Below are 16,401 nucleotides of genomic sequence, written 5' to 3'. Positions count from 1 at the left end.
CCCGCGACGCGGTCGCCGCACGGTATGCTTGCCGCAATAAAAACGGAGAAACCGATGAGTGAAACCAGTACCCCGGACCCTGCCGCCGCCGGCCCGCGCGTGCGGCCGGTGCCGGCCGTGACCCGATCGATCGCGATCCTGCGCCTGCTCGGGCGGGGCGGCGAGCCCATGACGCTCAAGGCCATCTCGCAGGAATTGGGCATGGTGACCAGCACCTGCCTGCACATTCTTCGCGTCCTGGTGGAAGAAGGCCTGGTCAAGGTCGATCCCGGCGCCAAGCGCTACAGCCTGGGCGTGGGCATGCTGACGCTGGCGCGCAGCGTGATCGAGAGCAATCCGTTTCCCGCGCTGGCCCAACCCGTGCTGGACCGGATCGCCAACGCGGCCAGCGTTACCGCCATCGGCGTCGAGGTGTCGGGCAGCGATCACATGGTCGTGCTGGCGTTGTCGCGGTCCAATGCGCCGTTCCGGCTGCACGTGGACGTGGGCAGCCGCTTTCCCGCGCTGATCAGCGCAACCGGCCGGCTCGTCGCGGCCTTTGCGGATTTGTCGGAAAAGGAACTGGAGCGGCGCTTCAAGGCCTTGCGCTGGGATCAGGCGCCGGAGTTCTCGGCCTGGAAAGCCGACGTGGACGTGGTGCGCCGCCAAGGCTACAGCGTGGACCGCAACAACTACATCAACGGCGTCGTCGTGATCGCGGTGCCCGTCTTCGACAGCCATCAGCGCCTGACGCATGCGCTGGTGGCCGCGGGATTGGCCGAACAGCTCGACGCGGCGCGCGTCGAATCGCTGGCGCGCGCGCTGCAGGACGAGTCGCGCGCGTTGTCGCAACTGATGGCCGCCAGGAGCTGAGCGCATGACCACGCAACCGGATGTCGAACTGCCCGTGCCGCAAGGGTGGCGCAAAAGAGGGCTTGCGGGCTTTGCGGGCCTGATCGGGCCGTTGTGGGTGCGCAAGGAGGACGAGGGCTGGGCGTACGGCCTCCTGGCCACCGCCGATCATCTGAATCCGGCTGGCGTGGTGCATGGCGGATTGCTGACGGCGTTGCTCGATCACGGCATCAGCGCGATCGCGTGGGAAGCGCTGGGCCGGCGCGCCTGCGTGACCGTGCAACTGGACACGCATTTTCTGGCGGCGGCGCGCGAAGGCCAGTTTCTGGAAGTGCGCGGCCGCGTGGCGCGGGCGACGTCCTCGCTGGTGTTCATGCAAGGAGAGCTGAGCACGGACGGGCAGGTCGTTGCGACAGCCGTTGCCCTGCTCAAGCAGGTGGGGGCAGCGGCGGGCGGTCCCGCGCCGGGCGATCCCGCGGCGGGCGCTCCCGCGGCGGGGGCCGCGGCGAAGTAAACCCCGCCCCGGATCCCGCCAGGCACGTCCGCGATCAGGCGGGCAGCGCGATCAGCCTGGCAGAACCCGCCGCTTCTTCCTCGCGCAGCTTGAACCGCGCCACCGCATCGGCCAGCACGCGCGCCTGGTCGCTCAGCATGCCGGACGCCGCCGTGGACTGTTCGACCAGCGCGGCATTTTGCTGCGTGGCCTGGTCCATGTCGGCGACCGAGCGGTCGATCTGACCCAGCCCCGTGCTCTGTTCGGCCATTGCGCCGTGGATCTCGCTCACCATCCGTTGCACGCGGTTGATGCCGTCAACGATCTCGGTCATGGTCGAACCCGCGGCCTGCACGCGTTGCGTGCCGCTCTTGACGTTCTGGACGGACGCCTCGATCAGCGTCTTGATCTCCTGCGCGGACGCGGCGCTGCGCTGCGCCAGCGTGCGCACTTCACCGGCCACCACCGCAAAGCCGCGGCCTTGTTCGCCTGCGCGGGCGGCTTCAACCGCCGCGTTCAGCGCCAGGATGTTGGTCTGGAATGCGATGCCGTCGATCACGCGAATGATCTCGGTAATGCGCTGCGACGACTTCGAGATCTCGTCCATCGTGCTGACCGCGTCGTTGACCACCTGGCCGCCGCGGGCGGCGACAGCGCTGGCTTCGTCGGCCAGGCGCGTCGCGTGCTCGGCGGTTTCCTCGGTCTGGCGCACGCTGGACGCCAGTTCGGTCAGCGCCGAAGAGGTTTCCTCGAGCGAGGCGGCCGACGTTTCCGTGCGCTGCGACAGATCACGGTTGCCCATGTCGATTTCTCGCGTGGCGGCGCTCATCGAATGCACGCCGCTGCGCACTTCGCGCATGACGTGGGTGATCTTCTCCACGAACGCGTTGAACGAAGCCGAGATCTGCGCGACTTCGTCATGGCCGACCACGGCCAGGCGGTGCGTCATGTCGCCGTCGCCCGAGCCGATGGTGTCCATGGCGTCGCGCACGGCGGACAGGCGCTTGAACGCCCGCGACGTGATCACGCTGGCGATGGTCACGGCGATCAGCGTCAGGACGACCAGCGAGATCAGGGTTGCGTGCAGCACCTGCGTCAGGCCGACCGTGGCTTCAGCCTTGTCCAGCGCCACGACCAGATACCAGTCGGTGCCGGGAACGCGGCGCGCCTTCAGCAGCTTTTGCGCGCCGTCCAGCATGATGTCGGCGGGGGCGGCGCCGTCGCGGGCCAGGGATGCCACGACATCGGCGGTCAACGCCGGGGAAATGTCGGTCGACGGCTTGAGCGCCAGCTTGTCGTTCAGGTGCGAAATCACCTGGCCGTCGGTCGCCACCACGAAGGCGCTGCTGGAAGGCGTGGGGTGGATGGCCTTGATGATGTCTTTCACGCCATCGAGCGGCACGGCGCCGCTCAGCACGCCCGCCGTCTGGCCGTTGCGGATCATCGGCGCGGTGAATGCGACGTACAGCACGCCGGTGGTGGAATCGCCGTAAGGCTTGGTGACCGTCAGCTTGCCGGCGGCGACGGCGCTCTTGTACCAGGGCCGGGCGGTCGGATCGTAATCCGCCGCGGTCTTGGTGGTGGAAAAGAAGGTCTTGTCCGACCAGCCGATGGTGGTGATGGGAAAGCCATTGGTCTGGCCCATGAGCTGGGTCAGGCCGCGGGGATCGCCCTTTTCGACCACTTTCGCGGTGGCGTCGACCGCCTGCGCCTTGTCGGCCGACCAGCGCTCGATGGCGCTGGCGTTGCCCGAGGCCACGGCGTCCAACGTGGCGGCGATGGTGGACATCATGTTGTCGCGCACGATCTGGTAGGTGATGAGGCCGGAGAGCGTGAGGGCTCCCACCACCGTAAAGCAGGTAATAAGCAAAATGCGGTTGCGCAGCGACGTTATCTTCATGCTCGTGTACTGGATACGCCGGCGGGGAAGGCCGGCGGGTTGCAAGTCGGCCAGGAAACCCCCGGCCGCAACCCGCTAACGGCAGATGCAGGGGGCGACTTTAGGGGGCCGCGCCAGAACCCGAGCAATATCGTCGCGGCGGTTTCAGCCGGCTTTCAGCACCACAAGAAAACGGGGCAGAATCTGCCCCGTTTTGCGCTTCAGACACGAAAGAAAGCGGGGTCAGAACCCCTCGCGCGGCACGTGCACCCTGCCTTCCATCAGCACCCGCGCGCTGCGGCTCATGATGGCCTTGGTCACTTTCCATTCGCCATCGACCAGCTGCGCCTGCGCGCCGACCCGCAGCGTGCCCGACGGGTGACCGAAGCAGACGTTGTCGCGCTCGCCGCCGCCAGCCGCCAGGTTCACCAGCGTGCCGGGCACCGCGGCTGCGGTGGCGATGGCGACGGACGCCGTGCCCATCATGGCGTGGTGCAGCTTGCCCATCGACAGGGCGCGCACCAGCACGTCGATGTCGCCCGTGCCGATCTTCTTGCCGCTGGAGGACACGTATTCCTTCGGGGAGGCAACAAACGCCACCTTGGGCGTGTGCTGGCGGCTGGCCGCCTCGGCGATGTCCTTGATCAGTCCCATGCGTACGGCGCCGTGCGCGCGGATGGTCTCGAAGCGCGCCAGCGCGGCGGCATCGCCGTTGATGGCGTCCTGCAGTTCCGTGCCGCTGTAGCCCAGCGCGTCGGCTTCCAGGAAGATCGTGGGAATGCCGGAGTTGATCATCGTGGCCTTGAACGTGCCCACGCCGGGGACTTCCAGGTTGTCCACCAGGTTGCCGGTGGGGAACATGGAGCCGCCGTCGCCTTCCTCGGCCGGGTCCATGAATTCCAGGCGCACTTCGGCGGCCGGAAAGGTCACGCCGTCCAGTTCGAAGTCGCCGGTCTCCTGTACCGCGCCGCCGGTAATGGGCACGTGCGCGACGATGGTCTTCTGGATGTTGGCCTGCCAGATGCGCACGATGGCAATCCCGTCCTGCGGGATGCGGGCGGCGTCGACCAGGCCGTTGGTGATGGCAAAGGGCCCGACCGCGGCGGACAGGTTGCCGCAGTTGCCGCTCCAGTCCACGAAGGGCTGGTCGATGGAGACCTGGCCGAAGAGGTAATCCACGTCATGGCCGGGGCGCGTGCTTTTGGCGACGATGACGGTCTTGCTGGTGCTGGAGGTGGCCGCGCCCATGCCGTCGATCTGCTTGCCGTAGGGGTCGGGGCTGCCGATCACGCGCAGCAGCAGCGCGTCGCGCGCCGCGCCCGGCACGCGGGCCGATTCGGGCAGGTCGTCCAGCTTGAAGAACACGCCTTTGCTGGTGCCGCCGCGCATGTAGGTGGCGGCGATCTTGGTTTGGGGAGCATGTGACATGAAACGATCCTGAAGTATCGGAGTAGGGCGGCGGGCGCTGCAACCGCCCGCCGGTCTTTACAGCGCGGGTCAGGCCAGCTTGCCGGCGTCCGACGCGGAAGCGGCTTCCAGGAAATCCTGGGCAAAGCGCTGCAGCACGCCGCCGGCTTCGTAGATGGACACTTCTTCGGCGGTATCCAGCCGGCAGGTCACGGGCACCTGTTCGGTGCTGCCGTTGCGGCGGTGGATGACCAGCGTCAGGTCGGCGCGCGGCTTGCGCTCGCCAATGACGTCGTAACTTTCGGTGCCGTCCAGCGCCAGCGTCTTGCGGTTCACGCCCGGCTTGAATTCCAGCGGCAGCACGCCCATGCCGATGAGGTTGGTGCGGTGGATGCGCTCGAAGCCTTCGGCCACGATGGCTTCGACGCCGGCCAGACGCACGCCCTTGGCGGCCCAGTCGCGCGACGAGCCCTGGCCGTAGTCGGCGCCGGCCACGATGATGAGCGGCTGCTTGCGGTCCATGTAGGTCTCGATGGCTTCCCACATGCGCATGACCTTGCCCTCGGGTTCCACGCGCGCCAGCGAGCCTTGCTTCACGGTGCCGTCGGCGTTCTTCACCATTTCGTTGAAGAGCTTCGGGTTGGCGAAGGTGGCGCGCTGCGCGGTCAGGTGGTCGCCGCGGTGCGTGGCGTACGAGTTGAAGTCCTCTTCGGGTAGACCCATCTTGTGCAGGTATTCGCCCGCGGCGCTGTCCATCAGGATGGCGTTGGACGGCGACAGGTGGTCGGTGGTGATGTTGTCGCCCAGCACGGCCAGCGGCAGCATGCCGCGCAGCGTGCGTTCGCCGGCCAGCGCACCTTCCCAGTACGGCGGACGGCGGATATACGTGCTTTGCGCACGCCAGTCGTACAGCGGGCTGACGGCGGTCTGGCGGTCGTCCTTGATGCCGAACATGGGGGCGTAGACCTTGCGGAACTGCTCGGGCTTGACCGCCGACTTGACCATCGCGTCGATTTCTTCATCGCTGGGCCAGATGTCCTTCAGCCGGATCTCGCGGCCATCGGCGGCCACGCCCAGCACGTCGCGTTCGATGTCGAAACGGATGGTGCCGGCAATCGCATAGGCCACGACCAGCGGCGGCGAGGCCAGGAAGGCCTGCTTGGCGTACGGGTGGATGCGGCCATCGAAGTTGCGGTTGCCGGACAGCACGGCGGTGGCATAGAGGTCGCGGTCGATGATTTCCTGCTGGATCTTCGGGTCCAGCGCGCCGGACATGCCGTTGCACGTGGTACAGGCAAACGCCACGACGCCAAAGCCCAGTTGTTCCAGTTCGTGCGTGAGGCCGGCTTCTTCCAGATAAAGCTGGACGGCCTTGGAGCCGGGCGCCAGCGAGCTCTTGACCCAGGGCTTGCGCGCCAGGCCCGCGCGGTTGGCGTTGCGCGCCAAGAGCCCCGCGGCGATCACGTTGCGCGGGTTGCTGGTGTTGGTGCAGCTGGTGATGGCGGCGATGATGACGGCGCCGTCGGGCATCAGGCCGGGCTGGTTCTCGACCACGCCAGCGATGCCGCGCTCGGCCAGGTCGGACACCGGCAGGCGGCGGTGCGGGTTGGACGGGCCGGCCAGCGTGCGCACGACGGTGGACAGGTCAAAGCGCAGCACGCGCTCGTACTGCGCGGTCTTCAGGCTGTCGGGCCACAGGCCGGCGGTCTTGGCGTAGTTTTCCACCAGCGCAATCTGCTCGTCTTCGCGGCCGGTCAGGCGCAGGTAGTCGATGGTCTGCTGGTCGATGGAGAACATCGCCGCGGTGGCGCCGTATTCGGGCGCCATGTTCGAGATGGTGGCCCGGTCGCCCAGCGTCAGACTGGAGGCGCCTTCGCCGTAGAACTCCAGGTACGCGCCCACCACCTTTTCCTTGCGCAGGAATTCGGTCAGCGTCAGCACGATGTCGGTGGCGGTGATGCCGGGCTGCGCACGGCCGGACAATTCCACGCCGACGATGTCGGGCAGGCGCATCCACGACGCGCGGCCCAGCATGACGTTTTCGGCTTCCAGGCCGCCCACGCCGATGGCGATGACGCCCAGTGCGTCGACGTGCGGCGTGTGGCTGTCGGTGCCGACCAGCGTGTCGGGGAAGGCCACGCCGTCCTGCGTGTAGATGACGGGCGACATCCGCTCCAGGTTGATCTGGTGCATGATGCCGTTGCCCGGCGGCACGACCTCGATGTTTTCGAAGGCTTGCTTGGTCCAGTCGATGAAATGGAAGCGGTCTTCGTTGCGGCGGTCTTCGACCGCGCGGTTCTTGGCGAAGGCGTCCGGGTCGTTGCCGTCGTATTCCACGGCCAGCGAGTGGTCCACGATCAGCTGCACCGGCACCACGGGATTGACCTTGGCCGGGTCGCCGCCCTTGTCGGCAATGGCGTCGCGCAGGCCCGCCAGGTCCACCAGCGCGGTCTGGCCCAGGATGTCATGACAGACCACGCGCGCCGGAAACCACGGAAAGTCCAGATCGCGGCGGCGTTCGATCAACTGCTTGAGCGCGTCGGTCAAGAGCGCGGGATCGCAGCGGCGCACCAGGTTTTCGGCCAGGACGCGGGACGTGTAGGGCAGGCCGTCATAGGCGCCGGGGGCAATGGCCTCCACGGCCGCGCGGGCGTCGAAGTAGTCCAGGCGGGTGCCGGGCAGGTTCTTGCGGTACGACTTGTTCATCATGCCTCCGTGCGCTGTTGGGTGCTTTGCGCGATCTGTTGTTCGATGTTGATGCGGGATGCGCGGATGTGCCGGCGCATCAGGAGTTCGGCCAGTTCGCCGTCGCCGTCGGCGATGGCGTCCAGAATGCGGTGATGCTCGGCGTAGGCCTGCCGCGGGCGATTGGGCGTCGTCGAATACTGGATGCGGTACATGCGCGCCAGCTGATAAAGCTCGTCGCACAGCATGCGAAACAGCATCTGGTTGCCGCTGCCCTTGACGATGCGGTAGTGGAAATCGTAATCCCCTTCCTGCTGGTAATAGCCCAGGCCGGCCTGGAAGGCTTCGTCGCGTTCGTGCGCTTCCAGCACGCCGCGCAGCTCGTCGATTTCCGACGGCGGCATGCGTTCGGCGGCCAGGCGGCAGGCGGTGCCTTCCAGCGATTCACGGATTTCGTAGAGTTCGATCAGTTCCTGGATCGACAGGGACACGACGCGCGCGCCGGCGTGCGGCACGCGCACCAGCAGCTTCTGGCCCTCCAGCCGGTGCAGGGCCTCGCGCAGCGGGCCGCGGCTGACGCCGTGGATGCGCGCCAGCTCGGGCTCGGAGATTTTGCTGCCCGGGGCGATCTCGCCCTTGACGATGGCGGACTGGATCTTGCGGAAGATGTGGTCCGACAGGGTTTCGCCGATGGGTTCGCCAGCGGGGGCGCCATCGGCCGCCTGCGCGCCCGGCAAGGTGAGCACTTTGCTCATGGTGTTGACAATTCGTTCCGTTAAAGGCGGTATTTTCGGAATAAAGCGCGATTGGCGCGCTGAATTGTCAACAATTTACTCCCGGCAAGGGCGCGGGTGCAAGCGGGCCCCCGGTCCCGGGAGCGGGCGCCGGGCAGGGCACGGGCCCGGCCGGTTCAGGGCCGCCTGCGCAGGCGGGCCATCACCTTAGAGGTCGACCCGCACCTTGCCCGCCTTCACCAATCCGGCCACGTCCCGGATTTCCGCCAGCAGCGCATCCTGCAGTTGCGCCGGGGTGCCGCCGGTGGGCTCGAAACCCTGCTCGGCCAGCTTGGTGTGGACGGATTCGGTTTTCAGGGCGCGGTTGATGCCCTGGTTCAGCGCCGCGATGGTGGCTTCGGGCGTGCCCGCCGCGCAGTAGGTCCCAAACTGGATCTGCGCCGAAAATCCCGCAAAGCCGCTTTCGGCAACGGTGGGAATATCCGGGTACTTCGGCAGGCGCTGCGGGCTGGTCACGGCCAGCACCCGCAGCCGGCCGCTCTTCAGATACGGTTCGACCGCGGCCACTGTGGCCACCACCACCTGGATCTGGCCGCCCAACAGGTCGGTCATCATCGGGCCGGTGCCGCGATATGGCACGTGCAGCATCTCGATGCCGCAGGCGGCTTGCAGCAGTTCGGTGGCCAGGTGCTGGGGCGTGGCGTTGCCGGGCGTGCCAAAGGTCAGCGCCTTGGGCTCGCGCCGCGCCTGCGCGACCAGTTCGGCCAGCGTCTTGGCGGGCAGGTCGCTATTGATCGCCACCATGTAGGGCGAGCGCGCAATCGGGCAGACGGGCGCCAGCTGCTTGAGCACGTCTTCGGGCGGGCGGGCGTAGTAGCGCACCGACGGCACCAGGCCGGCAAACAGCAGCATGCTGCCGTCTTTCGCGCCATTGGCCGTGTAGTCCGCGCCCAGCATGCCGCTGGCGCCGGGTTTGTTTTCCACGACCACGGGGCGATCCATCGCGCCTTCCAGCGAGGCGGCGATGACGCGGCCCAGCACGTCGGTGCCGCCGCCCGGCGGGAAGGGCACGATCACGCGCAGGGGCGCTTCGCGGGCGGCGGCCAGCCGCGGGGCGGCGGCGCCCAGCGGGGCCAGCGACAGTGCCGCCAGGGTCTTGATGAGGGTTCTGCGGTCCATGTGTCTTGTCTCCGTCCCCGCGTCGTGGCGGGGTTGTCGCGCATCGTCTCTGTCGGCGGACGATGTCAGGGTTCGGGGGAAATCAGTGTGGCGATGGCGTCGGCTAGTCCTTTGCGGCATGCGCCTGCGTCGAAGGACGTCTGCGCGGGATTGGCCGCCGCCGGATGCGCCGACACGAAGCTGCGGAGCGCGGCGGCCACCGTGCCCGGTTCCTCCACCGGCAGCATATGACGCTGGCCGGGGGCGACGCGGGCGCAGGCGCGGGGCAGGGCGCGCGCCAGGTCTCGCGTCATGCGCGGGTTGGAGCCGACGTCGTGTTCACCGGTCATGACCAGCACGGGGCAGGCAATGTCCGGCGCGGCCTGCGCCAGCAGCGGGTCGCCCAACGCGAACAGCGCGTACGCGGACAGAAAGCTCTGGCGGTCGTTGCCGAGCAGGCGCTGTTCGATCTGCGCCACGCGCGCGGGGTGCGCGGCCTGAAAGGCCGGCGTGAACCAGCGCGTCAGCGACACCTTGGCGGCAGCCTCGGGGTCTTGCGTGGCCGCGGCATCCAGCCGGGCGCGCACGGCGGCGGCTTCTTCGTCCGTGCGCCGGAACACCGTGTTCAGCAGCACCAGCCGGCTGACGCGTTCGGGGTGCGCCGCCGCGTAGGCGCCCGCGATCAGGCCGCCCATGGAATAGCCCAGCACGGTCGCGTGTTGCCAGCCCGCGTGGTCCAGTTCGGCGTCCAGTTGCGCGATGAAGTCCTGGATGTCCGCCGGGCCGCGCAGCGCGGGCGCGGCGCCGTGGCCCAGCAGGTCATATCGCAGCACGTCGAAGTCCGGCTCAAGCAAGGGAGCCAGGTCGTCCCACAGCGTGTGGTCCAGGCCGACGCCGTGCAAGAGGACCAGCGGTTCGCCGCGGCCGGTGCGCCGCCGTTGCATGGTCATTTTGCGCGCGCCTCCTGTGCTTCCTGCTCCAGTTCCTTCATGTCCGAATAGCGGTTGCCGATGCGGTGATGCGGACGGCCCGAGGTGGCCGCGCCCAGCGCGATCACGATCTCGTCGGGCGCCGGCGCGTCGTTGATGGTGGTCTGCACCGTCAGGTAGTGCGAGCGCAGGCCTTCGTCCAGCTTGTGCATCAGCGGCACGGAGATCACGCAGCCCGGTCCGCCGCGCATGTTGGTGAAGCTGAGATAGCTGGTGCCGCCCACCGCGTTGCGGTAGAAGTTGCCGAAACGCAGCGTGTGGATCAGCGCGGACGCATGTTCGACTTCGCCCGCGGTGCCGACCACGGCGGCCTTGCCGTAGGCCTCGATGTTGTCCGCCGAACCGGCCTGGCGCAGGATCTCGCCGACCAGCAGTTCGCCCAGCGGCGGCGCGGCTTCGAGGATGCCGGGCCGCAGGTCTTCCTGAAACGGCAGGCCGGCCCACGGATTGCGGATCACGGCTGCGGCCACGATCATCACCAGCGGGCGCTCGGCCGCGCGGCCGCCTTCAATGAGGGTTTTCTCGACGTAACTGACTACCTTGCGCACTTGCAGTGACATGCACTTGCTCCGAAATTGTGGGGATGAATGACGAACCCATTGTTCGACGCTGCGTGCGATTTTGACAATCCAAATTAACGTGAGCTAATTTCAGAAAATCCGAATTCAAGGCGGCTTTCCCCATGCCTACGTCCCTGAAGATCCAGCACCTGCGCCAGTTCCTGCTGGCCGCCGATCACGGCAGTTTTCGCGTCGCCGCGCAGGGCACGTTCCGGTCGCAGGCGGCGGTGTCGGCCGCCATGCAGGACCTGGAGCAACAGCTGGGCGCGCCGCTCTTTGAACCCGGCAAGCGCGCCCAGCTGACGGCGTTGGGCCAGGCGGTGGCGCCGCTGTTTCGCGAGCTGCTGGCCACGCATGACCGGGTGCTGGACGCGGCGCGGCAGTTCGGCACGGGCAGCCAGGGGCCGGTGGCGATGGCCGTCATGCCGTCGCTGGCCGACGAATGGCTGCCGCGGCTGCTCGCGCGCTTTGCGCGCACCCATCCTGACGTGCGGATCCGCGCGTTGGACGAAACCTCGCCCGAAGTGCACCGGCTGGTGCTGGCAGGCGAGGTTCAGGTGGGCGTGGCCGGGCAGGCCCCGCGCACGAACGAGGTGGCATTCACACCGGTGGCGCGCGACGCCTTCGGGCTGGTCTGCAAGAAAAGCCATCCGCTTGCGCGTCGGCGCGGCCCGGTGTCCTGGGCGGCGCTGGCCGATGAGCGGCTGATCGGCAACGCCACCTTTGAAACGCTGAAGAACCGTCAATTGGGCAGCGGCATCGACGACCCGGCGATCGTGGTGTCCAACCGGGCTTCGCTATTGGCCAGCGTGGTGGGCGGCCTGGGCGTGACGGTGCTGCCGGTGCTGGCGCGGCCCGCGGCCGGCAGCGGACTGGCGTTTGTGCCGCTGGCCGAACCCGTGGTCGAACGCATCGTCGGTGTGCTGACGCGCAAGGACGAGACGCTGCTGCCGTCGGTGGCCGCCATGCACGCGCTGGCGCTGCGGTCGCTGGCGCAGTTCACGCGGCGTAAGGGTGCGGTGCTGGTGTAGGGCCGGTCAGCCTGCGGCGCCGGCTGGCGTCATCCGCCGCACGCGTAGATCATGAACTGCCGGAAGGCTTCGGCCGGCTTGGCCATGGCTGCGCGCGGATGCCACAGCAGGCCGGCCTCCATGGGCGGCACGGCGTCGGTGATGGGCACGGCTTCGATCTTGCGCCCCTCCAGCGACCACGGCCGGTAAACCATGTCCGACAGCATCGTGACGCCAAAGCCGTGCGCGACCAGGCCGCGCAGCGCCTCCATTGACCGCGTGCGAAAGGCGATGTCGGGCTGCAGGCCGTGACCGCGCCAATAACCCAGCGTGGATCGCTCGCCCTCATCCATTTCCAGCAGGATGTAGGGATAGCGCGCGATGTCGGCGAGCGCGGGCGCGGCCGCCTGCGTCAGCGGATGCCCGGCCGCCGTCCAGAGCTGGCGCCTCGACCGCACCAGTACGTGATGGCCGAAGCGCTCGCGCTTGTCCACGTTGGACAGCAGCGCCACGCCCAGCTCCACGTCGCCGCTTGCCACGGCCTGTTCGATCTGCGGACGGTCCAGATCCACCAGGTCCAGTACGACGTCCGGATAGCGCCGCCGAAACCGCGCCAGCAGGTCGGGCAGAAAGTACCCCAGCACCGTGTAGGACGCCGCGATCCGCACCGAGCCGCGCAGCGCATAACGCTGAAACCCCGGTTCGCGCAGCGCGTCGTCCAGGGAGTCGAGCACGTCGCGGGCGCGCTGGTGGAAGTTGTGGCCTTCGGGCGTCAACGTCACGCCGTGCGCGTGGCGGTCGAAGAGGCGCACGCCCAGTTGCGCTTCCAGCGCCAGCACGGCGTTGGTGACCGCCGATTGGGACACGTGCTCGTCGGCCGCCGCCATGGAAAACCGCCCCGTGCGGGCGGCGGCGGCAAAGTACCGGAGTTGGCGGAGCGTGACGTCATTAGCCATGTGTTTTTCACATACCAGCTAGTCGAATATATGAATATACGATAGCTCTACGCGTTCCTACACTGCGGAAAACACGTAAATGCCCGCACCGCAGATTGCAGGAGACAACCCGATGAACGCCCCTCTACCCCCTGGCGTGGCCGACACCCATGGCCTGTCGCTGGACGACAAATACGCGCAGCCCACCGGCCGCGTCTACCTGAGCGGCACACAGGCGCTGGTGCGCCTGCCCCTGATGCAAAAACAGCGCGACCAGGCGGCCGGCCTGAACACCGCCGGCTATGTGTCGGGCTACCGGGGATCGCCGCTGGGCGGCCTGGACCAGGCGCTCTGGAAGGCCAAGCGTCATTTGAAAGACAACGACGTGGTGTTCCAGCCGGGCTTGAACGAGGACCTGGCCGCGACCGCTGTCTGGGGATCGCAGCAGCTCAATCTGTTTCCCGGCGCGCAGCGCGATGGCGTCTTTGGCATGTGGTACGGCAAGGGGCCGGGGGTGGACCGGTCGGTGGACGTGCTCAAGCACGCCAACTCGGCCGGCACGTCCGCGCACGGCGGGGTGCTGATGCTGGCGGGTGACGACCACGCCGCCAAATCCTCGTCGGTGGCGCATCAGTCCGAACACGTGCTGATCGCCAGCGGCATTCCGGTGCTGTACCCGTCCAACGTGCAGGAGTATCTGGATTACGGCCTGCATGGCTGGGCCATGAGCCGCCACACGGGTCTGTGGGTGGCGATGAAATGCGTGACGGACGTGGTGGAGTCCAGCGCCTCGGTGGACGTTGACCCGTCACGCGTGCGGATCGTGCTGCCCGAGGACAGCCTGCCGCCAGGCGGGTTGAACATCCGCTGGCCGGACTCGCCGCTGGCGCAGGAGGCGCGGCTGCTGGACCACAAGTGGTATGCGGCGCTGGCCTATGTGCGCGCCAACAAGCTGAACCGCGTGGTGCTGGACTCGCCCAACGCGCACTTCGGCATCATGACGGCCGGCAAGGCGTATCTGGACGTGCGCCAGGCGCTGAACGACCTGGGGCTGGACGATGCGGCCTGTGCGCAGGCGGGCATCCGCGTGCTGAAGGTGGGCTGCATCTGGCCGCTGGACGCGCAGGACGCGCGCGAATTCGCCACGGGTCTGAAGGAGATCCTGGTCGTCGAGGAAAAGCGCCAGATCCTGGAATACGCGCTCAAGGAAGAGCTGTACAACTGGCGCGACGACGTGCGGCCCCGCGTCTTCGGCAAGTTCGACGAACGCGAAAACGGCGGCGGCGAATGGTCCACGCCGCGCGGCGGCTGGCTGCTGCCGGCGCGGTATGAGCTGTCGCCGGCGTTGATCGCCCGCGCCATTGCCGCCCGCCTCGAAAAAGCCAACCTGTCCGACGCGCTGCGCGCGCGCATTGCGGCGCGCCTGGCCGTCATCGACGCGAAAGAGCGCGAGGCCAGCCGCCCCACGCTGGTCGAAGAGCGCAAGCCCTGGTTCTGTTCGGGCTGTCCGCACAACACCTCCACGCGCGTGCCGGAAGGGTCGCGCGCGGTGGCGGGCATCGGCTGCCATTACATGGCGATGTGGATGGACCGCAATACCGACACCTTCAGCCAGATGGGCGGCGAGGGCGTGGCGTGGCTGGGCCAGAAGGACTTCACGTCCGAGCGCCACATCTTTGCCAATTTGGGCGACGGCACGTATTTTCATTCGGGCCTGCTCGCCATTCGCGCGGCCATCGCGGCGCGCGCGCGCATCACCTACAAGATCCTCTACAACGACGCCGTCGCCATGACGGGCGGACAGCCGGTGGACGGCGTCCTGACCGTGCCGCAGATCGCGGCGCAGATGCTGGCCGAAGGCGTCGTCAAGACGGTGGTCGTGACGGACGAGCCCGACAAGTACACGGGGGCGCAGACCTTGCCGGCAGGGGTGGAGGTTCACCACCGCAAGGCGCTGGACGACGTGCAGCGCGCGCTGCGCGACATTGACGGCGCCACGGTGCTGATCTACGACCAGACCTGCGCGACCGAGAAGCGCCGCCGCAGAAAGCGCGGCGAGTATCCCGATCCGCCCCGCCGCGCCTTCATCAACGAAGCGGTCTGCGAAGGCTGCGGCGATTGCTCGGTGCAGTCGAACTGCCTGTCGGTGGAACCGCTGGATACGCCGCTGGGCGCGAAGCGGCGCATCAACCAGTCGTCGTGCAACAAGGATTTTTCGTGCGTTGAGGGGTTTTGTCCCAGCTTCGTGACGGCCGAAGGCGCTACGCCGCGCAAGCCCGGCAAGCAGGGCGGCGCGCCGTCGCTGGCTGAGGTCCCGCTGCCCGGCCAGGCTGTCATTGCACCGGGCGCGGCGTATCGCGTGGTCGTGGCCGGCGTTGGCGGCACGGGCGTGGTGACGGTGGGCGCGCTGATCGGCGCGGCCGCGCACATCGAAGGCAAGGGCGTGACCGTGCTGGACATGGCCGGGCTGGCGCAAAAGGGCGGGGCGGTGCTCAGCCACGTGCAGTTGGCCAACCGGCCCGAGGACCTGCACGCCACGCGCGTCGCGCTGGGCGAGGCCGACCTCGTGATCGGCTGCGATGCCCTGGTGTCGGCGTCGCCCGAGGTGCTGTCGCGCCTGCGGCCCGATCATGGCCGCGCGGTGGTCAACAGCAGCGCCGCGCCGACGGCCGCGTTCCTGTCGCAGCCCACGTGGCGTTTTCCGGGGGCGCAGGCGCAGGCCGCGCTGACGCAAAGCACGGGCGGCAATTGCGACTTCCTGGAGGCCGGCCCGCTGGCCGAGGCCATGCTGGGCGACAGCATCTACGCCAATCCGCTGCTGTTGGGATACGCGTGGCAAAAGGGCGGACTGCCGCTGTCGCTGGACAGCCTGCGCCGAGCGATCCAGATCAACGGCGTGTCGGTGGACAAGAATCTGGCCGCCTTCGAACTGGGGCGCCAGGCCGCGCATCGCGGCGTGGATGCGCTGCGCCCCACGGCGGCCGAGCGGGTGGTGGCCATGCCGGAATCGCTGGACGCGCTGGTCAAACGTCTGGCGGCACACGTGCGTGATTATCAGGACGAGGCCTATGCGCGTCGCTTCCTGACGGCGGTGGAGTCGGTGCGCGTGCGTGAAGCCACGCTGGGCGACAAGCGGCAGGACGTGACGCGCGCGGTGGCGCGCAATCTTGCCAAGCTCATGACGTACAAGGACGAATACGAGGTGGCGCGGCTGCATGCCGATCCGGCATTCAAGGACCGGCTGCGCGCGCAGTTCGAGGGCGAGCCGGGCCGCGACTACACGCTGCGTTACTACCTTGCGCCGCCCATCCTGGCGCGCCGCGATGCGCGCGGGCGGTTGCAGAAGCGCGCGTACGGCGCCTGGATGGAGTCGGCATTCCGGCTGCTCGCGCCCTTGAAGCGCGTGCGCGGCACGTGGCTGGACGTGTTCGGCAGAACGGCCGAGCGCCGCATGGAGCGCCAGCTCGCGGCCGACTATCTGGCGCTGGCGGACGAATTTGCCCGCACGCTGGACGCCGGCAACCGCGACGTGGCGCTGGAACTGGCCAACGTGCCGGATGCGATCCGGGGGTATGGGCATGTGAAGGAAAAGAGCGTCGAGCAGGCCCGTGTCCGGCAGGCCGGGCTGTGGGAGCGGTATCGCGGCGGCGGCGCGGACCGGCTGGCGGCCTGAGCGCGACGCAGGGCGGCCCGGCGGCGCGGATGGCCCTCAGATACGCG

12 protein-coding genes are annotated in these 16,401 nt (G+C 68.2%); 4 read left to right on the top strand and 8 right to left on the bottom strand.

Annotation, left to right across the window (positions count from 1 at the left end):
* The first annotated feature begins 54 nt into the window (after positions 1-54).
* Together LN047_RS25115 and LN047_RS25110 are read left to right on the top strand one after the other, a co-directional pair.
* Positions 55-852, top strand: coding sequence for an IclR family transcriptional regulator (locus LN047_RS25115; RefSeq protein WP_373980522.1), 798 nt, complete (start codon positions 55-57; stop codon positions 850-852).
* Between the two features lie 4 nt (positions 853-856).
* Entirely contained in the window at positions 857-1,345 is a 489-nt protein-coding gene (locus tag LN047_RS25110; RefSeq protein WP_373980521.1) for a PaaI family thioesterase, read from the top strand.
* 34 nt (positions 1,346-1,379) lie between these two features.
* Here the strand turns inward: LN047_RS25110 and LN047_RS25105 are convergent, their stop codons facing one another.
* From LN047_RS25105 to LN047_RS25075, 7 genes are all read right to left on the bottom strand, one after another.
* Positions 1,380-3,224 carry a methyl-accepting chemotaxis protein gene (locus LN047_RS25105; protein WP_152382667.1) on the bottom strand — a complete coding sequence of 615 codons (1,845 nt, stop codon included), beginning with the start codon at positions 3,222-3,224 and terminating at the stop codon, positions 1,380-1,382.
* Between the two features lie 222 nt (positions 3,225-3,446).
* On the bottom strand, positions 3,447-4,631 hold the full coding sequence (gene prpF / locus LN047_RS25100) for a 2-methylaconitate cis-trans isomerase PrpF (protein ID WP_128829017.1): 1,185 nt from the start codon (positions 4,629-4,631) through the stop codon (positions 3,447-3,449).
* Positions 4,632-4,700: 69 nt separating this feature from the next.
* On the bottom strand, positions 4,701-7,316 hold the full coding sequence (acnD, locus tag LN047_RS25095; RefSeq protein WP_373980520.1) for a Fe/S-dependent 2-methylisocitrate dehydratase AcnD: 2,616 nt from the start codon (positions 7,314-7,316) through the stop codon (positions 4,701-4,703).
* Positions 7,316-8,050, bottom strand: coding sequence for a GntR family transcriptional regulator (locus tag LN047_RS25090; protein ID WP_152382665.1), 735 nt, complete (start codon positions 8,048-8,050; stop codon positions 7,316-7,318). Before LN047_RS25090 ends, acnD begins: the two co-directional genes overlap by 1 nt.
* 186 nt (positions 8,051-8,236) lie before the next feature.
* Positions 8,237-9,208 carry a Bug family tripartite tricarboxylate transporter substrate binding protein gene (locus tag LN047_RS25085; RefSeq protein WP_373980519.1) on the bottom strand — a complete coding sequence of 324 codons (972 nt, stop codon included), beginning with the start codon at positions 9,206-9,208 and terminating at the stop codon, positions 8,237-8,239.
* A gap of 65 nt (positions 9,209-9,273) precedes the next feature.
* A complete protein-coding gene (locus LN047_RS25080; RefSeq protein WP_373980518.1) occupies positions 9,274-10,137 on the bottom strand; it encodes an alpha/beta fold hydrolase in 864 nt (287 codons plus the stop codon).
* Positions 10,134-10,736: an amino acid synthesis family protein gene (locus tag LN047_RS25075; protein ID WP_056325045.1), complete on the bottom strand. Its 603-nt coding sequence runs from the start codon at positions 10,734-10,736 to the stop codon at positions 10,134-10,136. The genes LN047_RS25080 and LN047_RS25075 overlap by 4 nt, the downstream gene beginning before the upstream one ends.
* Before the next feature lie 122 nt (positions 10,737-10,858).
* On the opposite strand from LN047_RS25075, the gene LN047_RS25070 reads away from it, so the two are divergent.
* Positions 10,859-11,767: a LysR family transcriptional regulator gene (locus tag LN047_RS25070; RefSeq protein ID WP_373980517.1), complete on the top strand. Its 909-nt coding sequence runs from the start codon at positions 10,859-10,861 to the stop codon at positions 11,765-11,767.
* 29 nt (positions 11,768-11,796) lie between these two features.
* Here the strand turns inward: LN047_RS25070 and LN047_RS25065 are convergent, their stop codons facing one another.
* Positions 11,797-12,702 (bottom strand): LysR family transcriptional regulator, encoded by a 906-nt coding sequence (locus LN047_RS25065; RefSeq protein WP_226847193.1) that lies wholly within the window; start codon positions 12,700-12,702, stop codon positions 11,797-11,799.
* 112 nt (positions 12,703-12,814) lie between these two features.
* On the opposite strand from LN047_RS25065, the gene LN047_RS25060 reads away from it, so the two are divergent.
* Positions 12,815-16,354, top strand: coding sequence for an indolepyruvate ferredoxin oxidoreductase family protein (locus LN047_RS25060; RefSeq protein WP_373980516.1), 3,540 nt, complete (start codon positions 12,815-12,817; stop codon positions 16,352-16,354).
* Positions 16,355-16,401 lie beyond the last annotated feature (47 nt).

The organism is Achromobacter sp. JD417, from assembly GCF_041879325.1.
GTDB classification, from domain to species: Bacteria; Pseudomonadota; Gammaproteobacteria; order Burkholderiales; family Burkholderiaceae_B; genus Achromobacter; species Achromobacter mucicolens.
Note: the sequence above shows the minus strand (reverse complement) of the source record. Positions and strands in the feature narration are given on the sequence as shown.